This is a genomic window from Phreatobacter sp. AB_2022a (genome assembly GCF_026847585.1).
GTDB lineage: Bacteria > Pseudomonadota > Alphaproteobacteria > Rhizobiales > Phreatobacteraceae > Phreatobacter.
The window spans coordinates 1-16,467 of record NZ_JAPSET010000036.1 but is presented as its reverse complement, the minus strand read 5'-3'; the positions used below and the strand labels follow the sequence as shown (position 1 = coordinate 16,467).

Sequence of the window (16,467 nt, the reverse complement as noted above, 5' to 3'; positions counted from 1 at the left end):
GTCAGCGCAGCGCCGCCCGGATGTGGGCGTCGTCGAGCCCGAGCCGGCGGGCGGTCGCGACGATCGAATCCCAGGTGCCATCCGAGAGCGGAATGCCGTCCTTCAGCTTCTTCGCCTTGGAGCGCTGTTCGGCCTCGCCCGGAACCAGGACCTCGCCGCCAGCCTCGACCGGCCGGGCGCTCTTGTAATAGGCGACATAGTCGGCGCATTCGGCAGGGAAGAAGCCGTCGGGATCGACCACGCGCGGGTCGACATAGATGGACATCATGCCGTTGCAGAAGCGCTTGTCGGGGCCGGTCGTGCCGGCGCCGGTCAGCGCGCCGCCGAGGATCTCGCACATGAAGGCGAGGCCCGAGCCCTTGTGCTCGCCGAAGGCCCTGATGGCACCCGGGCCGCGCATCGGGTCGCGTGTGCCCGGTCCTTGCGGATAGGGGCCGTAGAGCACGGCGGGATCGCCGCTCTTGCTGCCGTCGGGGGCGATCAGGGCGTCCGGCGGCACCGGCTTGCCGCCCATGGAAGCGACCAGGACCTTGCCCTCCGCGACCAGCGAGGTGGCGAAATCGAGCAGCAGGGGCGCGGCGCCCGGCCGCGGCACGCCGATGCAGTAGGGCGCCGTCGAGATCCGCCGGTCGACGCCGCCGAAGGGCGCGACCAGGATCGAGCCCACGACATTGACGAAATGGATCGAGACGAGGCCTTCCGCCGCCGCCATTTCGGCAAAATCGCCGATCCGGCCGAGATGCCCGGCATGGCGCAGGGCGACGGCGGCGAGGCCTTGCGCCTTCGCCTTGGCGATGCCGATCTTCACCGCTTGCGGGCCGACCGTCTGGCCGAAGCCGTAATGGCCGTCCAGCACGGCGAGCGAGGGCGTGTCGACGATCGCCGTGACGCTCTTGCCGGCCTCCACCTTGCCTTCGGCGAGCCAGTCGACATAGCGCTGGACACGCGCGACGCCGTGGCTGTCATGGCCGGTCAGATTGGCTTCGGTCAGATAGCGGCCGATGGCGGCGGCTTCCATGGGCGCGCAGCCCGCTGCCTCGAAAATGGCGGCGACCAGCGTCACCAGACGTTCGGCATCGACGACGGCCATGAGGTTCCTCCCTGTTGCCGGGCGATCATGACCGGCTGCGACAGCCGACGAAAGAGGTGCGGGGAACAGCAGGGATGCGCGCGGCCGGCTCTTCCGGCGGCCCGAACCGCGGTTTAGGCTCCGCCGCGGGAGGAGACACCATGCCGCAGTCCAAGACCAGACCCTTGCCCGCCTTCGAAGCCGGTCGCCTCGTCCGGCCGGACGGGGCCGTGATCCATTACGAGGTTGCAGGCGAGGGGCCGGCCATCGTTTTCGCCCATGGCCTGGGCGGCAATCACCTGAGCTGGTGGCAGTCGGCGCCGGTCTTCGCCGAGCGCCATCGGGTGGTGACCTTCGCCCATCGCGGCTTCGCGCCCTCGACCGCGCCGGGCGGCCGGCCCGATCCGACGCTCTATGCGGGTGACCTTCTCGCCCTCATGGACCATCTGGACATCGAGCGCACCGTGATCGCCGGCCAGTCCATGGGCGGCTGGACGGCGGTGGAGACGGTGCTGGCCGCGCCCGACCGGGTCGCCGGCATCGTCATGGCCTGCACTTCGGGTTCGTTCGACTACGACCGTTTCGACGACCCGAAGGTCAAGGCCTGGCGCGCCAGCGCGCCGCAGCAGATCGCCCGGCTCGCCGAGCGCGGCATCCACCGTGCCGCCGGCGCGCGCATGGCCGACGAGCAGCCCGACATCCATGCGCTCTACCAGGCGGTCGACCGGCTGACCTTCGGCCTCGACAAGAACGAGGTGGGCAATCGCATCCGCGCCATGCGGGTGCGCGGCGCCGAGGACGCGGCGCGCATCACCTGCCCGGCGCTGTTCGTGATCGGCGAGGAGGATCTCCTGATCTGCCCGCGCGGCATCGAGCTGGTCGCCGGCTCCTTGCCGAAGGCGCGCTGCGTGGTGGTGCCGGTCTCCGGCCATTCCGTCTATTTCGAGCGCCCGGCGCTGTTCAACGCGACGGTCCAGGGTTTCCTCGCCGAGATCGGCTGGGAGACGGCCGACGGCTGAGCGTCAGCGGCCGAGGATCGCCCGCGGCGCGACCGGCGCTTCCTTCATCAGGAGGATGGAGATGCGCCGGTTGGCGGCGAGATAGGGATCGTCGGGGAAGAGCGGATCGGTATCGGCCTTGCCGGTCACCGCGAAGACACGGTCGTTCGACAGGCCGTTCTCCTCCATGATCATGCGCACCGCATTGGCGCGGTCGGCGGTGAGGTCCCAGGCGCCGTAGCCGGGCCGGCCGAGGACGCGCGCGCTGGAAGTGTGGCCGGTAATGGTGATCCGGTTCGGCAACTGGCGCAGGGCCGGCGTGATCGCGGCGATCAGGCGGCGCGTGCGCTCATAGGGTTCGCGGCCGTCGGGCGGGAACATGGCCCGGCCGTCCTGGTCGACGATCTGCAGGTCGAGGCCGTCCGGCCGCTCTTCCATGATGATGTTCTTGGAAATCTCGGCGATTTCCGGGAAGGCCTGCAAGGCCTGGCGCAGGCTCGCCGCAGCGAGCGCCATCTGCCGGTCGGCCTGCAGGTTGTGGCCGTTCGGATCGTCGCGGTGCGACTGCGGGCCCGGCCGGTCCGACGGCGAGTCCGGCGACGGCGAGACGTTCTGCACGTGCGGACGCATCGGCACGCCGTTCAGCTCGATCATGCCGGTCATCTGCGTGTTGTTGGTCGTGCCGAAAGCCTCCCGGAACGAGCCGGTCATCATGTGCTTCTTGCGCTCGTCCTGGTTCGAGGTCGCCACCAGCACGACGAAGAAAGACATCAGAAGGCCCATCAGATCCGCGAAGGTGACGAACCAGCCGTGACCGCCCGCGTGACCTCCACCCTTACGCTTGGCCATGGGATCCTCAGGCGGCTTCCGCCAGCTCGTTGCGGTCGTGATCGGTCAGATAGGCGAGCAGCATCTCCTTGACGATCTGCGGGCTCTTCTGATTGCGGATCTGCACGACGCCGTCGATGATGATCGAGCGGGCAATATCCTCCTCGATCATCTTGACGTGGCATTTGTCGGCGATCGGCATGCAGACCATGTTGGCGACCACCGCCCCGTAGAGGGTGGCGATCAGCGCCATGGCCATGATCGGGCCGAGCTTCGAGGGGTCGGTCATGTTGGCGAACATGTTCACCATGCCCAGCAGCGTGCCGATCATGCCGAAGGCCGGGGCACAGTCGCCGATCGAGCGGTAGATCTTCTGCGCCTCGTCGAGCTGGATGTAGATATTGTCCTTTTCCGTCTCCATCGCCGTGCGGATGAAGTCGGCATCGTAGCCGTCGGCGATGTAACGCACGCCCTGGGCGAGCGTCGGATCGGCCACGTCCAGCTTTTCCAGCGCGTTCGGCCCCTGCTTGCGCGCGACGTCGGCGATCTTGGCGATCTCCTCGACGAGGTCGCGATGGCTGATGCGGCGCATGCCGAGCGCGCAGCGGAAGCCCATGGGAATGCCATGCAGGACGACGGGAAGCGGATAGCGCGTCAGCGTCGCCGCGAAAGCGCCGCCAAAGATGATGATGACTGCGTGCTTGTCGAAATATTGAGCAAAATTGCCGCCGTCGATCATGATCAGCGTGACAATCGTCACCACTGCGCCGACCAGGCCCAGTATTGTCGCGATATCCATAGGTGGTTCCGCCCCCGGGCCCCTGCATGTGATCGACCGGCTGCAACCCTAGGGGAGGGGCATTAAAGGCCCCTTAACGTTACCTCGGCCGAATGCGCCCTGTTTGCAAAGACTTATCGCCAAGCGCTTGGTCCGGCTCGCAAAATGCTTCGCGGTCTGCAACCTGCGTCGATCCGCCCTGGCCGGCGGGGCAGGCATGGCCTCTTTTGTGATTTGCCTTGGCGCATCGCCACGGCGTAGCGTTCGCCGATCGCCGGGCATGTATTGGGCGCACCGGCGACAGCGAGAGGAACGAGCTCGCGCGCTCCATCACGAGGAGCTGAACTTGACCCATATTCGCTATGCATTCGATGAGGGTTCGTTACCCCGAGAAGAAGTGCTGGTGGCGAGGGAGGCCTACAGAGACGCCTGTGCAGAGCTTGCGATCACCAAGCGCAGAAGCCGCCAGCATCGCATGGTGGCGTTGTGCGTGCGCGAGATGATCGATCTCGGCGAATTTCGCAAGGACAGGATCGTCAAGGCGACGGTGATCCGCTGCAGGAGCCTTGGCAATCTCATCGGCGAGGGGAGGGTCGAAGCGCGCTGACGACTTCGGCGACCTGGACAGGCCAGACCGGCTTACGTTATCCCCTGACAGTGCCGGTCTGGCGCATGGCGCACCGGGAGCGGAGCTGTTGAGCCGGCTCCTCGGGTCCTGCGGTGATCGGCGGTGCCGGCCGCGGCCGGCTTCGACTGACCAGGACGAGGACCGATCACCATGCAGAAGAAGGCCGCGCTCGCTTGCGCCGTCCTCTTGGCTTTGGCCATAGCCGGCTGCGCCCAGAACCCGCCGCCGGCACCGCCCGCCGCCCCCGTCGTCAACGCGACGCCGCCGCCCTTGCCGCCCGATCCGGCGCTCGGCACGCCGTCGCAGCCGTCCCAGCCCGCGGCAGCCTCGCGCCGCCGGCGCTGACCGTGGCGATCCGGAGAACGTTTCCTGCGGCCCTCCGAGGGCCGCCACTTTTTCGACAAGACATGTCGATCAAGTGAAATTGAACGGAGTCGTCCGCCGGATGAGCCAAGAGGTGCCGATTGCCTGACTACCGACTTCATTGCTTCGCCCAGTCGGGCAATTCGTACAAGGTGGCGCTCATGCTCGCCCTGTGCGAGCTCGACTGGGAACCGGTCGTCGTCGACTTCTTCCGCGGCGCAACGCGGGAACCGGGCTGGCGCGCCGAGGTCAATGCGATGGGCGAGGCGCCGGTGCTGGAACATGCCGGCCGGCGCTACAGCCAGTCAGGCGTGATCCTCACCTATCTCGCGCGCGAGCTCGGCAGGTTCGGGCCCGCCGACCTCGACGAGGAGCTGGAGATCCTGCGCTGGATCCTGTTCGACAACCACAAGTTCACCAGCTATTTCGCCACCCACCGGTTTATGTTCTCGCTGTCGGGCAAGCCGGCCGATCCGGCCGTGCTCAGCTTCCTCAGGAGCCGGATCGACGGCGCGCTCGGCATCGTCGACAAGCATCTCGCCGAGCAGCCGTTCATGGTCGGCAGCCGGCCGACCATCGCCGACTTTTCGCTCGCCGGCTACATGTTCTACCCGATCGCCGAGACCGGCTACGACCTCGCCGCCTCGCATCCTCATATCCACGCCTGGCGCGAGCGCATTGTCGCGCTGCCGGGCTGGAAACCTCCCTATGACCTGATGCCGGCCGCACCGCTCGCGGCGTAGGGCCGCCACGGGCGGAGCGTCTCCTGCCGGCGCCGGGCCCGCATTCAGGCCGCGCTTCGATATTGCGCGGAGAGCCGCATTGCGGAGGCGGCCGGGCGTAGGGTATCGGCATGGCATCGGCATCCTGATCGGATCTTCACACATGCGACTTCTCGTGGTTATCGCTTCGGCCGCGGCGCTTGCCGGCTGCATGTCGTCCGGTGACGGGCCGTCCTCCTCCGCGGTGCCGTCGCGGCTCGAGGCGGCGCCGGTCACCCCGGTGACGGCCAGCGCGCTGCCCCCGGCGGGAGCCGCAAGCGCCCAGGCGGCGCCGGTCGCCACCAGCGCGGCAGGCTCCTCCGCGACGACCTGGAATGCCGCGGGCAGCACGATGCAGCGGGCGCCCGGCGCGCGCGAGAGCGCAGGCCTCTCCAATGTCTCGCAGGTCTCGCGCGGGGGCGCCACCAGCGGCAATGCGCTCGGCGGGACCATCGTCAGCGGCCAGACCGCGGGCTCGATCCCGACCGTCGTCGACCGCAACCGCACGCTGCCCAGCCGGCGCAGCACGGTCGCGACCGATCCGACCGGCCCCGGCACGCCGCCGCCCGTGATCGCGCCCGAACTTCGGGATACGATGGGCAATTCGCTCAGGAACCGGCAGCGCGTCGATTTCTGAGGCGGGCCTCCGCCATGCGGGTGATCCGCCGTGCGGCGACGGCGCTGGCCGGCTCCGCATTGGCCGCGATTGCGCCTGCGCGCCGAAGCGGGCTATAGGGCGGGCTCCCTGGGAAATACGGACGCGATACAGTGGCTGAAACCAGCAAGGCCGCCAAAGGCGGAATGGGCGAAACCGTCCGCGTGGTCATCCATGCGCTGTTGATCGCCCTGGTGATCCGAACCTTCCTGTTCCAGCCGTTCAACATCCCGTCCGGCTCGATGAAGGACACGCTGCTGGTCGGCGACTATCTGTTCGTATCCAAATATTCCTACGGCTATTCGCGCTATTCCCTGCCGTTCTCGCCGGGGCTCTTCGAGGGGCGGATCTGGGGCTCGGTGCCGAAACGCGGCGATGTCGTCGTCTTCCGGCTGCCGCGCGAGCCGGATGTCGACTACATCAAGCGCGTGATCGGCCTGCCCGGCGACAAGATCCAGGTGCTGGGCGGCACCGTCCACATCAATGGCGTGCCGGTCCAGCGCCAGCGGATCGACGATTTCGTCGAGGTCGAGGAGGGCCGCGAAACGCGCACCCGGCGTTTCCGCGAGACGCTGCCGAACGGCGTGACCTATACGACGCTCGATCTCTACGACAACGGCTTCTACGACAACACGCCGGTCTATGAGGTGCCGCCGGGCCATCTGTTCATGATGGGCGACAACCGCGACAATTCCACCGACAGCCGCGTGCTGAGCCAGGTCGGGCCGATCCCGATGGAAAATCTCGTCGGCCGCGCGGAGATCCTGTTCTTCTCGATCGAGGAAGGCGAGCGGGCCTGGGCGTTCTGGCGCTGGCCGTGGTCGATCCGCTGGTCGAGGCTCGGCACCATCGTCAGGTAAGACCTTCTTGGCTCCGGGACGCAAACCGAAACCGATCCGACCGAGTCTGGCCGATATCGAGGCGCGGATCGGCCATGTCTTCGCCGACAAGGACCTCCTGGCGCGCGCGCTGACCCACCCGAGCGCGGTGAGCGGTGCGGACAAGCGCGACAAGTCCTATCAGCGGCTGGAATTCCTGGGCGACCGCGTGCTCGGCCTGGCCGTCGCCGACATGCTGTTCCGCCTGATGCCGTCGGATGACGAGGGCACGCTGTCGCGGCGCCTGTCCGACCTGGTGCGGGCGGAAACCTGTGCCGCGATCGCCGCCGAGCTCGACCTCGGCGCGGGGATCAAGGTCGGGCCGACCGAAAGCGCGAGCCAGGTCGGGCGGCGGGCGAGCGTGCTCGCCGACCTCGCAGAGGCGGTGATCGGCGCGGTCTATCTCGACGGCGGCTGGCCGGCGGCCGAAGCGCTCGTCGTGCGCAACTGGCGCGACCGGGTGGCGGTCAGTCCGGAGCACAAGCGCGACGCCAAGAGCGAACTGCAGGAGTGGGTGCAGGGCCGGGGCCTGCCGACGCCGGTCTACCAGGTGGTCGAGCGCACCGGGCCGGATCACGCGCCGGTCTTCACCATGGAAGTGCTGGTGCCGGGCCTTGCCGCCGGCCGCGGCCAGGGCTCGGCCAAGCGCCAGGCGGAAATCGCCGCAGCGACCGCCGTGCTTGTGCGCGAAGGCGTCTGGGCCGACACTCCGCCGGCGGCCGTGGCTGCGGAGCCGCGGTCCGGGGCGGGCGGAGAGGACGCGGAGCCATGACCGAGACGCCGACGCGTTGCGGCTTCATCGCCATTATCGGCGCGCCGAATGCCGGCAAGTCGACCTTGGTCAATGCGCTGGTCGGCGCCAAGGTGACGATCGTCTCGCACAAGGTGCAGACGACGCGCGCGCTGGTTCGCGGCATCGTCACCGAAGGCGCGGCTCAGATCGTGCTGGTCGACACGCCCGGCCTGTTCGCGCCCAAGCGCCGGCTCGATCGGGCCATGGTGACGGCCGCCTGGGGCGGCGCGGCCGATGCCGACCGGGTTCTCCTGCTGATCGACGCGCGCCGCGGCATCGACGAGGTGGTGGAGGCGATCCTCGACAAGCTCGCCGATATCCGCCAGCCGGTGGATCTCGTGCTCAACAAGGTCGACCTGATCGAGCCGCGCAAGCTCCTCGATCTTGCGGCGGCGCTCGCCGCCCGCGCCCGTTTCGACCGGACCTTCATGATCTCGGCGCTGACCGGATCAGGTGTCGCCGACCTGCGCAAGCACCTCGCCGAAACGGTGCCGGCGGGCCCCTGGCATTATCCGGAAGACGAGATCTCCGACCTGCCGGCGCGCATGCTGGCCTCCGAAATCACCCGCGAGAAGCTCTACAAGCGGCTGAACGACGAGCTGCCCTACGATTCAACCGTCGAGACCGACAGCTATCAGGAGCGCAAGGACGGTTCGATCCGCATCGAGCAGACCATCTATGTGGTGCGCGAGGGCCAGCGGAAGATCATGCTGGGCAAGGGTGGCGAGACCATCAAGGCGATCTCCACGGCGGCTCGCGAGGAACTGTCCAAGCTGTTCGAGGTGCCCGTGCACCTGTTCCTGTTCGTCAAAGTGCGCGAGAATTGGGGCAACGAGCCCGAGCGCTACCAGCGCATGGGGCTGGACTTTCCCAAGGGACAATGACCGCCATGCTGACCGCCATCAGTTCCAAGAAGACCACCACGCTCTACCGCTATCTGACCGGGCCTGATGATGCGAGCTTCTGCCATCGCGTCACCGAAGCGATCAACAAGGGCTGGCAGCTCTATGGTCCGCCGAGCCTCACCTTCGACGCCGTGAAGGGCCGGGTGGTCTGCGGCCAGGCGATCGTCCGCGAGGTCGAGGACGTCGCCTATTCGCCCGAGATGAAGCTGTCGGACTACTGAGCCGGGCGCGGTCACCAGCTGATGCTGGCGCCGCCGCGGATCGCATGGCTCGCCTCGCGCTGGCCGAGCGCGCCGTCATAGCGCAGGAACAGGCGGGTCGTGCTGTTCGGGCTGTAGCCGATGCCGGCGCCGACCAGGAAGAGGTCGCGGCCGGCCGCCGTTCCGAGCGTCGTGAACCCGGTCGAAGGATCGCCGATGAAAGCGGCCGAGACCGACGGGACGGTGCCCGACAGTTCGCGGGCATAACGCAGCCGGAGGTCGAAATTCACTGCGCCGGCGCCGATCGGCAGGCTGGTCGCGAAGCGGGCACCGACCGTCGCGCGCAGGCTGTCGAATCCCGAGCCGCGCACGATGAGCCCGCCGGCCCTGGTTCCGCCCTCGACGACGTCATTGACGCTGGCACCGGCATAGTCGAGCCCGATGGCCGGCTCGACTGACCAGCCCGCGGCGGCCAATCGATAACCCGCGGAGAGCGAGGCGCCACCGACATGGCCGCCGAGCGAGCCCATGGCCGGGCCGCTCGCGTCGATCGGGCGAAGGTCGCGGCTCGTGCGGCCGGTCAGCCAGCCGAAGGTCGCGCTGGCGTCGGCGAACCAGGCACCGGCGCGGTGGCTTGCATAAAGCGTTGCCGTGGCGGTCTCGACCCGGCCGGTCTGCGCGACCGAGCGCATCGCGAGCGACGTCTGCCCCCAGGCGAGGGCGAGGCCGAGCACCGTGTCCGGCGTCGCATGGCGGCTGAAGCCGGCGACGAGGCCGACGCTGGAGGCGGAGGAGGCGACGGCGTTGCCGTCGCTCGAGCGGTTGCCGAACTGGCCGGTGACCGTGCCCCACAGCGTCCAGCCGGAGGCCTCCCGGGGCAGGGCGCCCGCGCGCCAGGCGGCGGCATGGTCGCCAATGGCGGCCTGGACGTCGAAGACCTGGCGGCTGGCGGCGCGGCGCGCCTCGGCGTGGATCTGCGGCGAAAGCCGGTCGAGCAGGCTTCCGGCCTGGGCCGATCCGGCCGTGACGACGGCGGCGAGCACCGCGCCATTGGCGCCGGACCCGCTCAGGCTGTCGATGGCGGCGCCGAGGGAGGCCCGGTTCGGCGTGGTGCCGAGCGCCGCGGCGATACGGGTGGCGATGGTGACGTCGACGAAGGTCGCGCCGTAGAGCGCTTTTACCGTGATGAGGTCGGTCTGGGGCAGGACGCTGGCGAACCGGCCGTCGACCGCCGCGGCGGTGAGGATGCGGGACGTGCCGTTGAGCGTCGCCGCGCCGGCCGGCACGACGAGCAGCGTACCGCCGAGGCTCGCGGTCCCCGAGATGGCGAGGCGGCTCGCGGCCGCCGCGCCGACGGCGATCTCCAGCGTGCCGGAGGCGGTCTGGACGTAGTTGCCCGCAATGGTCAGCGTGCCCGGGCTGTTGCCGGGCGCGACCGTGCCGGCATTGGTCAGCACGGCGGTCGTCACCGTGCCGGTGCCGGCAAGGGTTGCCCCCGCCTCGACCTGGACCGAGGTCGTGCTTTCGATCGTGCCCGACAGCACCGAGCGGCCGCTGGCGAAGCGGGTCGTCTCGAACTGGGTGAAGGCGGTGTCGATCACCTGCGTCGCGCCGGCGCCGGGATCGAAGATGAGCGTGTCGTTGCCGGCGCCGCCGCGCACCGCGCCGACGAAGCTGCCGCCCCGGACGGTCAGCGTGTCGTTGCCGGCGCCGAGATCCAGGGCGACGCCCGAGGCGCTCGCCGCCGCGATCAGGCCGGAATTGACGACCGTGTCGGTGCCGTCGCCCATCTGGACGGCCGGATCGCTGCCGGTCCCGGTGATCCGGCCGCTGTTCTCGAGCACGTTGGCGAAGGTACCGACAATGCCGATGGCCTGGCCGGCCAGACCTTCGATCGTGCCGGCATTGCGGATGGTGACTGCGCCATAGGCCGAGCCGCCGCTGCCGTCGTCGATCAGGATGCCCCGGCTCGCGCCGGAGATGAGCGCGCCCTTGGCGTTCTCGATCAGGCCGCCGCCCATGGCAATGCCTTCCGAGCCGTTCGGCAGGCCGCCGGAATCGACGCCGCCGGCGCCGGCGCCGCGAATGATGCCGAAATTGCGCACCGTGCCGATGAAATCGATGTCGACGCCGTCGCCGTCGCCGTTGATCGAGGCGGCGCCGGTATTGGTGACGATGTTGCCGGGCCCGGCATAGGCGCCGATGATGGTGCCGTAATTGGTGACCGTGCCGTTGCCGTCGGAGCCGACCCCCGAGCCGTTGCGGCCGATGATGGTCGCGCCGGCTTCGTTGACCACGGTGATGTCGGTGTCGGCGGTGATGCCGTGGCGTGCGCCGCTGATCGTGCCGCCGGTGCGGTTGGTGACAGTGATGCCGGTATTGCCGCCGGCGTCGATGCCGTCGGAGCTGCCCGAGGAGGTGTTGGTGCCCGACGAATAGATCGTGCCGAAGTTCTCGATGACGTTGTTCTGGCCCGGGCGCAGCGCGTCGTCGGACTTCGCCTCGATCAGGCCGCCGGTGCGGTTGATCACCGTGACGCTCGCCGTGCCGGCGGACAGGCCGCGCAGGTCGATGGCCTGGCCGCCGCCGCTGATCACGCTGGTATTGTTGGCGATGATCCGCCCGGCATTGTCGATCACCAGCGTGCCGGCGGTCAGGTTGGTGTTGATCCGCAGCGCGTCGTTGGCGCTCGACTGGATCAGGCCGCTTGCCTCGTTGAGGATGGCGAGACTGCGCGGCGCAGTGGCGCCGCCGCTCGAATCGATGGCGCGGCCGCCGGTGGATTCGACGGTGCCCCGGTTGGTGACGACGGCGGCGGTCGACGCCCCGTTCCAGTTGATGCCGGCGCCCGATGGGCGCAGCGTGCCGCCGTTTTCGATCGTCAGGGTCTGCGTGCCGGAAATGGTCTGCGTCGTGGTGACGGTCTGGCCATTGCCGATGGTGGTCTGGGCCATGGCCGGAACCAGATGGCTGCCGGCGGCGACCGCCAGCGCGCGCAGGCAGACGCCGCGCAGGAATGTCGAAGTCATGATGGAAGCCCCTTCCCAGTGGCTCGCCTGATAGGCGCGGCACATGACGGTTTGACGAAACCGTTCGCGAACCGTCAGGTCCGGCCGGAAGGCGGGGAGCTTCCCTCGCAAGCCTGAAGCGGTCATGGTGCTGCGATGCAATGGATCGACGACGGCATCGTGCTCGGCACCCGCGCCCATGGCGAGGCGAGCGTGATCCTGGAGCTCTTTACCCGCGACCATGGCCGGCATCTCGGCCTGGTCCGCGGCGGCCGGTCGCGGCGCAGCCAGCCGGTGCTGCAGCCCGGCAACGGCGTGCACGCCACCTGGCATGCCCGGCTCGACGAACATCTCGGCAATTTCTCGGTCGAGCCTGTGCAGTCGCGCGCGGCGCGGCTGATGGAGGGCAGGGCCGGCGTTGCCGGCATCACCCATCTCGCCGCGCTGGCCCGGCTGATGCCCGAGCGCGATCCGCATCCAGGTCTCTATGAAGCCCTCACCGTCATTGCCGATGCACTGCCCGACGGCGAGCTTGCCGCCCCGCTTCTGGTGCGCTTCGAACTGGAAGTGCTGCAGGAACTCGGCTTCGGGCTCGACCTGACCGAATGCGCGGCGACCGGCGCCACCACCGATCTCGTCTACGTCTCGCCGAAATCGGCCCGTGCGGTCTCGGCCGGGGCGGGCGAACCGTGGAAGGACAGGCTCCTGGCCCTGCCGGCCTTCCTCGCCGGCCCTGCGCCGGTCCGGCGCGAGGACATCCTCGCCGGCTTCCGGCTGACCGGCTATTTCCTGTCCCGGCATGTCTTCGAGCCGCGGGGCCTTGCCATGCCCGATGCGCGCGCCGCCTTCATCCGCGCCCTGGGCTGAGCCGCCGCGATATGCCGCGCGGCAGGCGCCTCGCGCTTGCCATCGCGAATGGGCTCGCTTAATCCCGCTGGAGTGCGGCGGCCGGTTGGGTCCGGCCCCAGCGAACCTTGAGACATCCCATGCACGACATCAGGTGGATCCGCGACAACCCCGAGGCCTTCGACGCTGCGCTCGCCACGCGCGGCCGGTCCCCGCTCGCGTCCGACCTGATCGCGCTCGACGATGCGCGCAAGTCCGCGATCGCCAGGCTGCAGGCCGGCCAGGAGCGGCGCAATGCCGCCTCCAAGGAGATCGGCCAGGCCATGGCGGCCAAGGACATGGCGCGCGCCGACGCCCTGAAGGCCGAGGTCGCCGGCCTGAAGGATGCCATGGCGACGGCGGAAGTGGCGGAGAAGAAGGCCCAGGCCGATCTCGTCGCCGCACTCGAAGTGCTGCCCAACCTGCCGCTCCCCGACGTGCCGGTCGGGCCCGACGAGAGCGCCAATGTCGAACGGCACCGCTATGGCGCGGCGCCGGCGCTCGGCTTTCAGCCGCGCGAACATTTCGAGCTCGGCGAGGCGCTCGGCCAGATGGATTTCGAGGCCGCGGCCAAGCTTTCGGGGGCGCGTTTCGTCGTGCTCAAGCGCTCGCTCGCCCGGATGGAACGCGCGCTCGCCCAGTTCATGCTCGACCTGCATATCGGCGAGCACGGCTATGACGAGGTGGCGCCGCCGCTGCTGGTGAAGGAGGCCATTCCCTACGGCACGGCGCAACTGCCGAAGGCGGCCGAGGACATGTTCGTCACCCGCGAAGGCTTCTGGCTGACACCCACCGCCGAGGTCTCGCTGACCAATCTCGTGCGCGAGGAGATCGTCGCGGAGGAGGTGCTGCCGCTGCGCTTCACGGCGGCGACCCAGTGCTTCCGCTCGGAGGCGGGCGCCGCCGGGCGCGACACGCGCGGCATGCTGCGCCAGCACCAGTTCCTCAAGGTGGAGCTGGTCTCGGTCACAGCGCCGGAGCAGAGCCTCGACGAGCACGAGCGCATGCTGGCCTGCGCGGAGGAGGTGCTGAAGCGGCTCGACCTGCATTATCGCGTGGTGACACTGTGCACCGGCGACATGGGCTTTTCGGCGCGCAAGACCTATGACATCGAGGTCTGGCTGCCCGGCCAGAACACCTATCGCGAAATCTCGTCCTGCTCGGTCTGCGGCGACTTCCAGGCGCGACGGATGAATGCGCGCTACCGGCCGAAGGCCGGCGGGCCGCAGTTCGTCCATACGCTCAACGGCTCGGGCACGGCGGTCGGCCGGGCCTTGATCGCCGTCATGGAGAACTATCAGCAGGAGGGCGGCGCCATTGCGGTGCCGGCCGTCCTGCAGCCCTATATGGGCGGGCTCAAACTGATCGAGAAAGCCTGATGCGCATCCTGGTCACCAACGACGACGGCATTCACGCCCCCGGGCTGGTCAGCGCGGAGCGCATCGCCCGGGCGCTGTCCGACGACGTCTGGGTGGTGGCGCCCGAGAGCGACCAGTCCGGCGTGTCGCATTCGCTGTCGCTGAACGATCCGCTGCGCCTGCGCGAAGTGTCCGAGAAGACCTTTGCCGTGAAGGGCACGCCGACCGACTGCGTGATCATGGCGGTGAAGCACCTGATGGCGGGCGATCCGCCAGACCTCGTGCTTTCGGGCGTCAATCGCGGCCAGAACGTGGCGGAGGACGTGACCTATTCCGGCACCATTGCCGGCGCGATCGAAGGCACCATCCTCGGCGTCCGCTCCATCGCGCTGTCGCAGGCCTATGGCCCGGAGACGCGCCTGGCGGTGCCCTACGAGACGGCGGAAGCCCATGCGCCGGGCGTGATCCGGACCATTCTGGAAGAGGGCATGCCGCAGGGCACGCTGATCAACATCAACTTCCCGAACCGCAAGCCCGCCGACGTGAAGGGTGTGAAGGTGACGGTGCAGGGCCGGCGCGACCAGGAGATCCTGACCATCGACCCGCGCCATGACGGCCGCGGCAACCCGTATTACTGGATCGCCTTCGTCCGGCGGCCCCAGCGGCTGGAATATGGGGCGGATCTCTGGGCGCTCGCCGAAGGGCATATTTCGGTGACGCCGCTGAGGATCGACCTGACCGACGAGCCGACCATGACGCGCTACGCCGCCGTCTTCGCCGGCGACCGCGCCCCGGGTTCCTGAGGTCGGGTCCGCACGATGAACGAGAGGCCGGGCCCGAACCACTATCTGGCGGCGGCCGAGTTCGTTCTGATGCTGCGCCAGAACGGGCTGCACGATGTCAGGGTGCTGCGCGCCATGGAGCAGGTGCCGCGGGTGCCGTTCCTCGACCAGCGCTGGTTTCGCCTCGCCGACGAGGACATCACCCTGCCGATCGGCTGCGGCCAGTCGATCCTGCAGCCCTCGCTGACCGGCGCGATGATCGCCGCGCTCGGCGTCGAGGCCGGACACCGTGTGCTGCAGGTCGGCACCGGATCCGGCTATGCCGCGGCCATTCTCGGCCGGCTCGCCGCCACCGTCGTGACGGTGGAGCGCTGGCGGACGCTGGCGGACGAGGCCCATGCGCGGCTGCGCGGCCTCGGCTACGACATGATCGAAGGCGTCTTCGGGGACGGCCTCGACGGCTATCCGCCGCGCGCGCCCTATGACCGGATCCTCGTCACCTGCGCGATCGAGGCCATCCCGCCGGGACTCTGGAGCCAGCTCGCGCCGACCGGCGTGCTGGTCGCCCCGATCGGCAGCGGGCCGGGGCCGCAGGACATTGTCAGGGCGGAAAAGGGGCCGGAAGGGCCGCTCCTGACGCCTTTCACCAAGGCGCGGGTCGAGCCGGCCATGGCCGGAACGGCCCGCCGGCTGTAACGCCGATGCAACGTTCATCAATAATGGAAACCTAACCTTAACCTGAACAGGTCTTAATCACGTCGTGTCAAGTTGCGTACCGCGTGAGAGTGACAATGCGTGCTCGTGCGTTTTCCGGCCTGTCCAAGATGGCCCTGATCGTCGCCGTTTCCGGCCTGGGCGCAGCCTGCAGCTCGGATATCGCGCGCTTCGACGAAAACCCCTTCCGCTCGCAGCAGACGGCCAGCGCGCCGCCGCGCTCCGATACCGTCGCCGCGGCGCCGGTCACGCGGGTCGAGCGGGCGCCGCTCAGCCCGGCGACCGACCATATGGTGGCGCGCCCGCGCCGGCCTGCGCCGGTCGAGAGCTCGCCCTTCGGCGAGAATTCCGATCCCGGCCTGACCACCGGCTCGATTTCGCGCGGGCCGAGCTTCGGTTCGTCCAACCCGCCGACGCCGGCGGTGCGCCAGATGGCCATGTCGCGTCCGGCCGGCGGCCCGCCGTCCGTGGCCTCGCCCGGCCGGGGCGGCTGGTCGGCGACCGGCGGCACCAGCATCCAGACCTATCCGGGCGACACGGTGGAGACCCTGTCCCGCCGCTATGGCGTGCCGGCGAATGCGATCGCCCAGGCCAATAATTTCAGTCCCGGCCAGCAGCTCACCTCGGGCCAGACCGTGATCATCCCGACCTATTCGGTCGGGTCCGGCGGGGCGGTGGCCATGAACAACCCGGCGCCGGTGCGGCCGGCCGAGCCGATGCGGGCCCAGCCGCCGGCTCCGGTCCAGGCGAACAGCCAGGCCCCGGCACAGCCGTCACGGCCCGCCGCCGCGCCGCGTCAGGTGGCGATGGCGCCGCAGCCGAGCCGCAACGATACCGCCACCGCGCCGATGCCACAGGCCAGGA

The 16,467-nt window shown here is 69.2% G+C and carries 18 protein-coding genes; 14 read left to right on the top strand and 4 right to left on the bottom strand.

What is annotated here, in order from left to right; translation table 11 throughout:
- Window position 1: 1 nt before the first annotated feature.
- The gene (locus OZ671_RS22735; protein ID WP_268862838.1) at window positions 2-1,090 is read right to left on the bottom strand and encodes a malate/lactate/ureidoglycolate dehydrogenase; all 1,089 of its coding nucleotides are present in this window, start codon (window positions 1,088-1,090) and stop codon (window positions 2-4) included.
- A gap of 140 nt (window positions 1,091-1,230) precedes the next feature.
- On the opposite strand from OZ671_RS22735, the gene OZ671_RS22730 reads away from it, so the two are divergent.
- On the top strand, window positions 1,231-2,088 hold the full coding sequence (locus OZ671_RS22730; RefSeq protein WP_268862837.1) for an alpha/beta fold hydrolase: 858 nt from the start codon (window positions 1,231-1,233) through the stop codon (window positions 2,086-2,088).
- Between the two features lie 3 nt (window positions 2,089-2,091).
- Here the strand turns inward: OZ671_RS22730 and OZ671_RS22725 are convergent, their stop codons facing one another.
- Complete coding sequence (locus OZ671_RS22725) at window positions 2,092-2,916, bottom strand: OmpA/MotB family protein (protein ID WP_038312048.1); 825 nt, start codon at window positions 2,914-2,916, stop codon at window positions 2,092-2,094.
- Between the two features lie 7 nt (window positions 2,917-2,923).
- Window positions 2,924-3,694 carry a motility protein A gene (locus OZ671_RS22720; RefSeq protein ID WP_268862836.1) on the bottom strand — a complete coding sequence of 257 codons (771 nt, stop codon included), beginning with the start codon at window positions 3,692-3,694 and terminating at the stop codon, window positions 2,924-2,926.
- A gap of 325 nt (window positions 3,695-4,019) precedes the next feature.
- Between OZ671_RS22720 and OZ671_RS22715 the strand changes: the two genes are divergently transcribed.
- The 8 genes from OZ671_RS22715 (at window position 4,020) to OZ671_RS22680 (ending at window position 8,877) form a co-directional block, all read left to right on the top strand.
- Entirely contained in the window at window positions 4,020-4,280 is a 261-nt protein-coding gene (locus OZ671_RS22715) for a hypothetical protein (RefSeq protein ID WP_146053061.1), read from the top strand.
- A gap of 171 nt (window positions 4,281-4,451) precedes the next feature.
- Window positions 4,452-4,646, top strand: a complete 195-nt coding sequence (locus OZ671_RS22710; RefSeq protein WP_268862835.1) for a hypothetical protein — start codon at window positions 4,452-4,454, stop codon at window positions 4,644-4,646.
- 119 nt (window positions 4,647-4,765) lie between these two features.
- Window positions 4,766-5,407 carry a glutathione S-transferase family protein gene (locus OZ671_RS22705; protein ID WP_268862834.1) on the top strand — a complete coding sequence of 214 codons (642 nt, stop codon included), beginning with the start codon at window positions 4,766-4,768 and terminating at the stop codon, window positions 5,405-5,407.
- 142 nt (window positions 5,408-5,549) lie between these two features.
- On the top strand, window positions 5,550-6,062 hold the full coding sequence (locus tag OZ671_RS22700; RefSeq protein ID WP_268862833.1) for a hypothetical protein: 513 nt from the start codon (window positions 5,550-5,552) through the stop codon (window positions 6,060-6,062).
- A 164-nt stretch (window positions 6,063-6,226) separates the two neighbouring features.
- Complete coding sequence (gene lepB / locus OZ671_RS22695) at window positions 6,227-6,940, top strand: signal peptidase I (protein WP_268862869.1); 714 nt, start codon at window positions 6,227-6,229, stop codon at window positions 6,938-6,940.
- Window positions 6,941-6,947: 7 nt separating this feature from the next.
- Window positions 6,948-7,730 (top strand): ribonuclease III, encoded by a 783-nt coding sequence (gene rnc / locus OZ671_RS22690; protein WP_268862832.1) that lies wholly within the window; start codon window positions 6,948-6,950, stop codon window positions 7,728-7,730.
- Window positions 7,727-8,635, top strand: coding sequence for a GTPase Era (era, locus tag OZ671_RS22685; RefSeq protein ID WP_268862831.1), 909 nt, complete (start codon window positions 7,727-7,729; stop codon window positions 8,633-8,635). The genes rnc and era overlap by 4 nt, the downstream gene beginning before the upstream one ends.
- A gap of 5 nt (window positions 8,636-8,640) precedes the next feature.
- A complete protein-coding gene (locus OZ671_RS22680) occupies window positions 8,641-8,877 on the top strand; it encodes a DUF1737 domain-containing protein (protein WP_268862830.1) in 237 nt (78 codons plus the stop codon).
- An 11-nt stretch (window positions 8,878-8,888) separates the two neighbouring features.
- On the opposite strand, the gene OZ671_RS22675 is transcribed toward OZ671_RS22680, so the two are convergent.
- Window positions 8,889-11,885 (bottom strand): autotransporter outer membrane beta-barrel domain-containing protein, encoded by a 2,997-nt coding sequence (locus tag OZ671_RS22675; protein WP_268862829.1) that lies wholly within the window; start codon window positions 11,883-11,885, stop codon window positions 8,889-8,891.
- 135 nt (window positions 11,886-12,020) lie between these two features.
- Between OZ671_RS22675 and recO the strand changes: the two genes are divergently transcribed.
- The 5 genes from recO to OZ671_RS22650 all read left to right on the top strand — a co-directional run.
- Window positions 12,021-12,731: a DNA repair protein RecO gene (recO, locus tag OZ671_RS22670; RefSeq protein WP_268862828.1), complete on the top strand. Its 711-nt coding sequence runs from the start codon at window positions 12,021-12,023 to the stop codon at window positions 12,729-12,731.
- A gap of 119 nt (window positions 12,732-12,850) precedes the next feature.
- Window positions 12,851-14,128 carry a serine--tRNA ligase gene (serS, locus tag OZ671_RS22665; protein WP_268862827.1) on the top strand — a complete coding sequence of 426 codons (1,278 nt, stop codon included), beginning with the start codon at window positions 12,851-12,853 and terminating at the stop codon, window positions 14,126-14,128.
- Complete coding sequence (gene surE / locus OZ671_RS22660) at window positions 14,128-14,910, top strand: 5'/3'-nucleotidase SurE (RefSeq protein WP_268862826.1); 783 nt, start codon at window positions 14,128-14,130, stop codon at window positions 14,908-14,910. The genes serS and surE overlap by 1 nt, the downstream gene beginning before the upstream one ends.
- A gap of 15 nt (window positions 14,911-14,925) precedes the next feature.
- On the top strand, window positions 14,926-15,585 hold the full coding sequence (locus OZ671_RS22655) for a protein-L-isoaspartate O-methyltransferase family protein (protein ID WP_268862825.1): 660 nt from the start codon (window positions 14,926-14,928) through the stop codon (window positions 15,583-15,585).
- A 95-nt stretch (window positions 15,586-15,680) separates the two neighbouring features.
- Window positions 15,681-16,467 (top strand): LysM peptidoglycan-binding domain-containing protein (locus OZ671_RS22650; protein WP_268862824.1); only part of this gene is annotated, 787 nt, incomplete at its 3' end.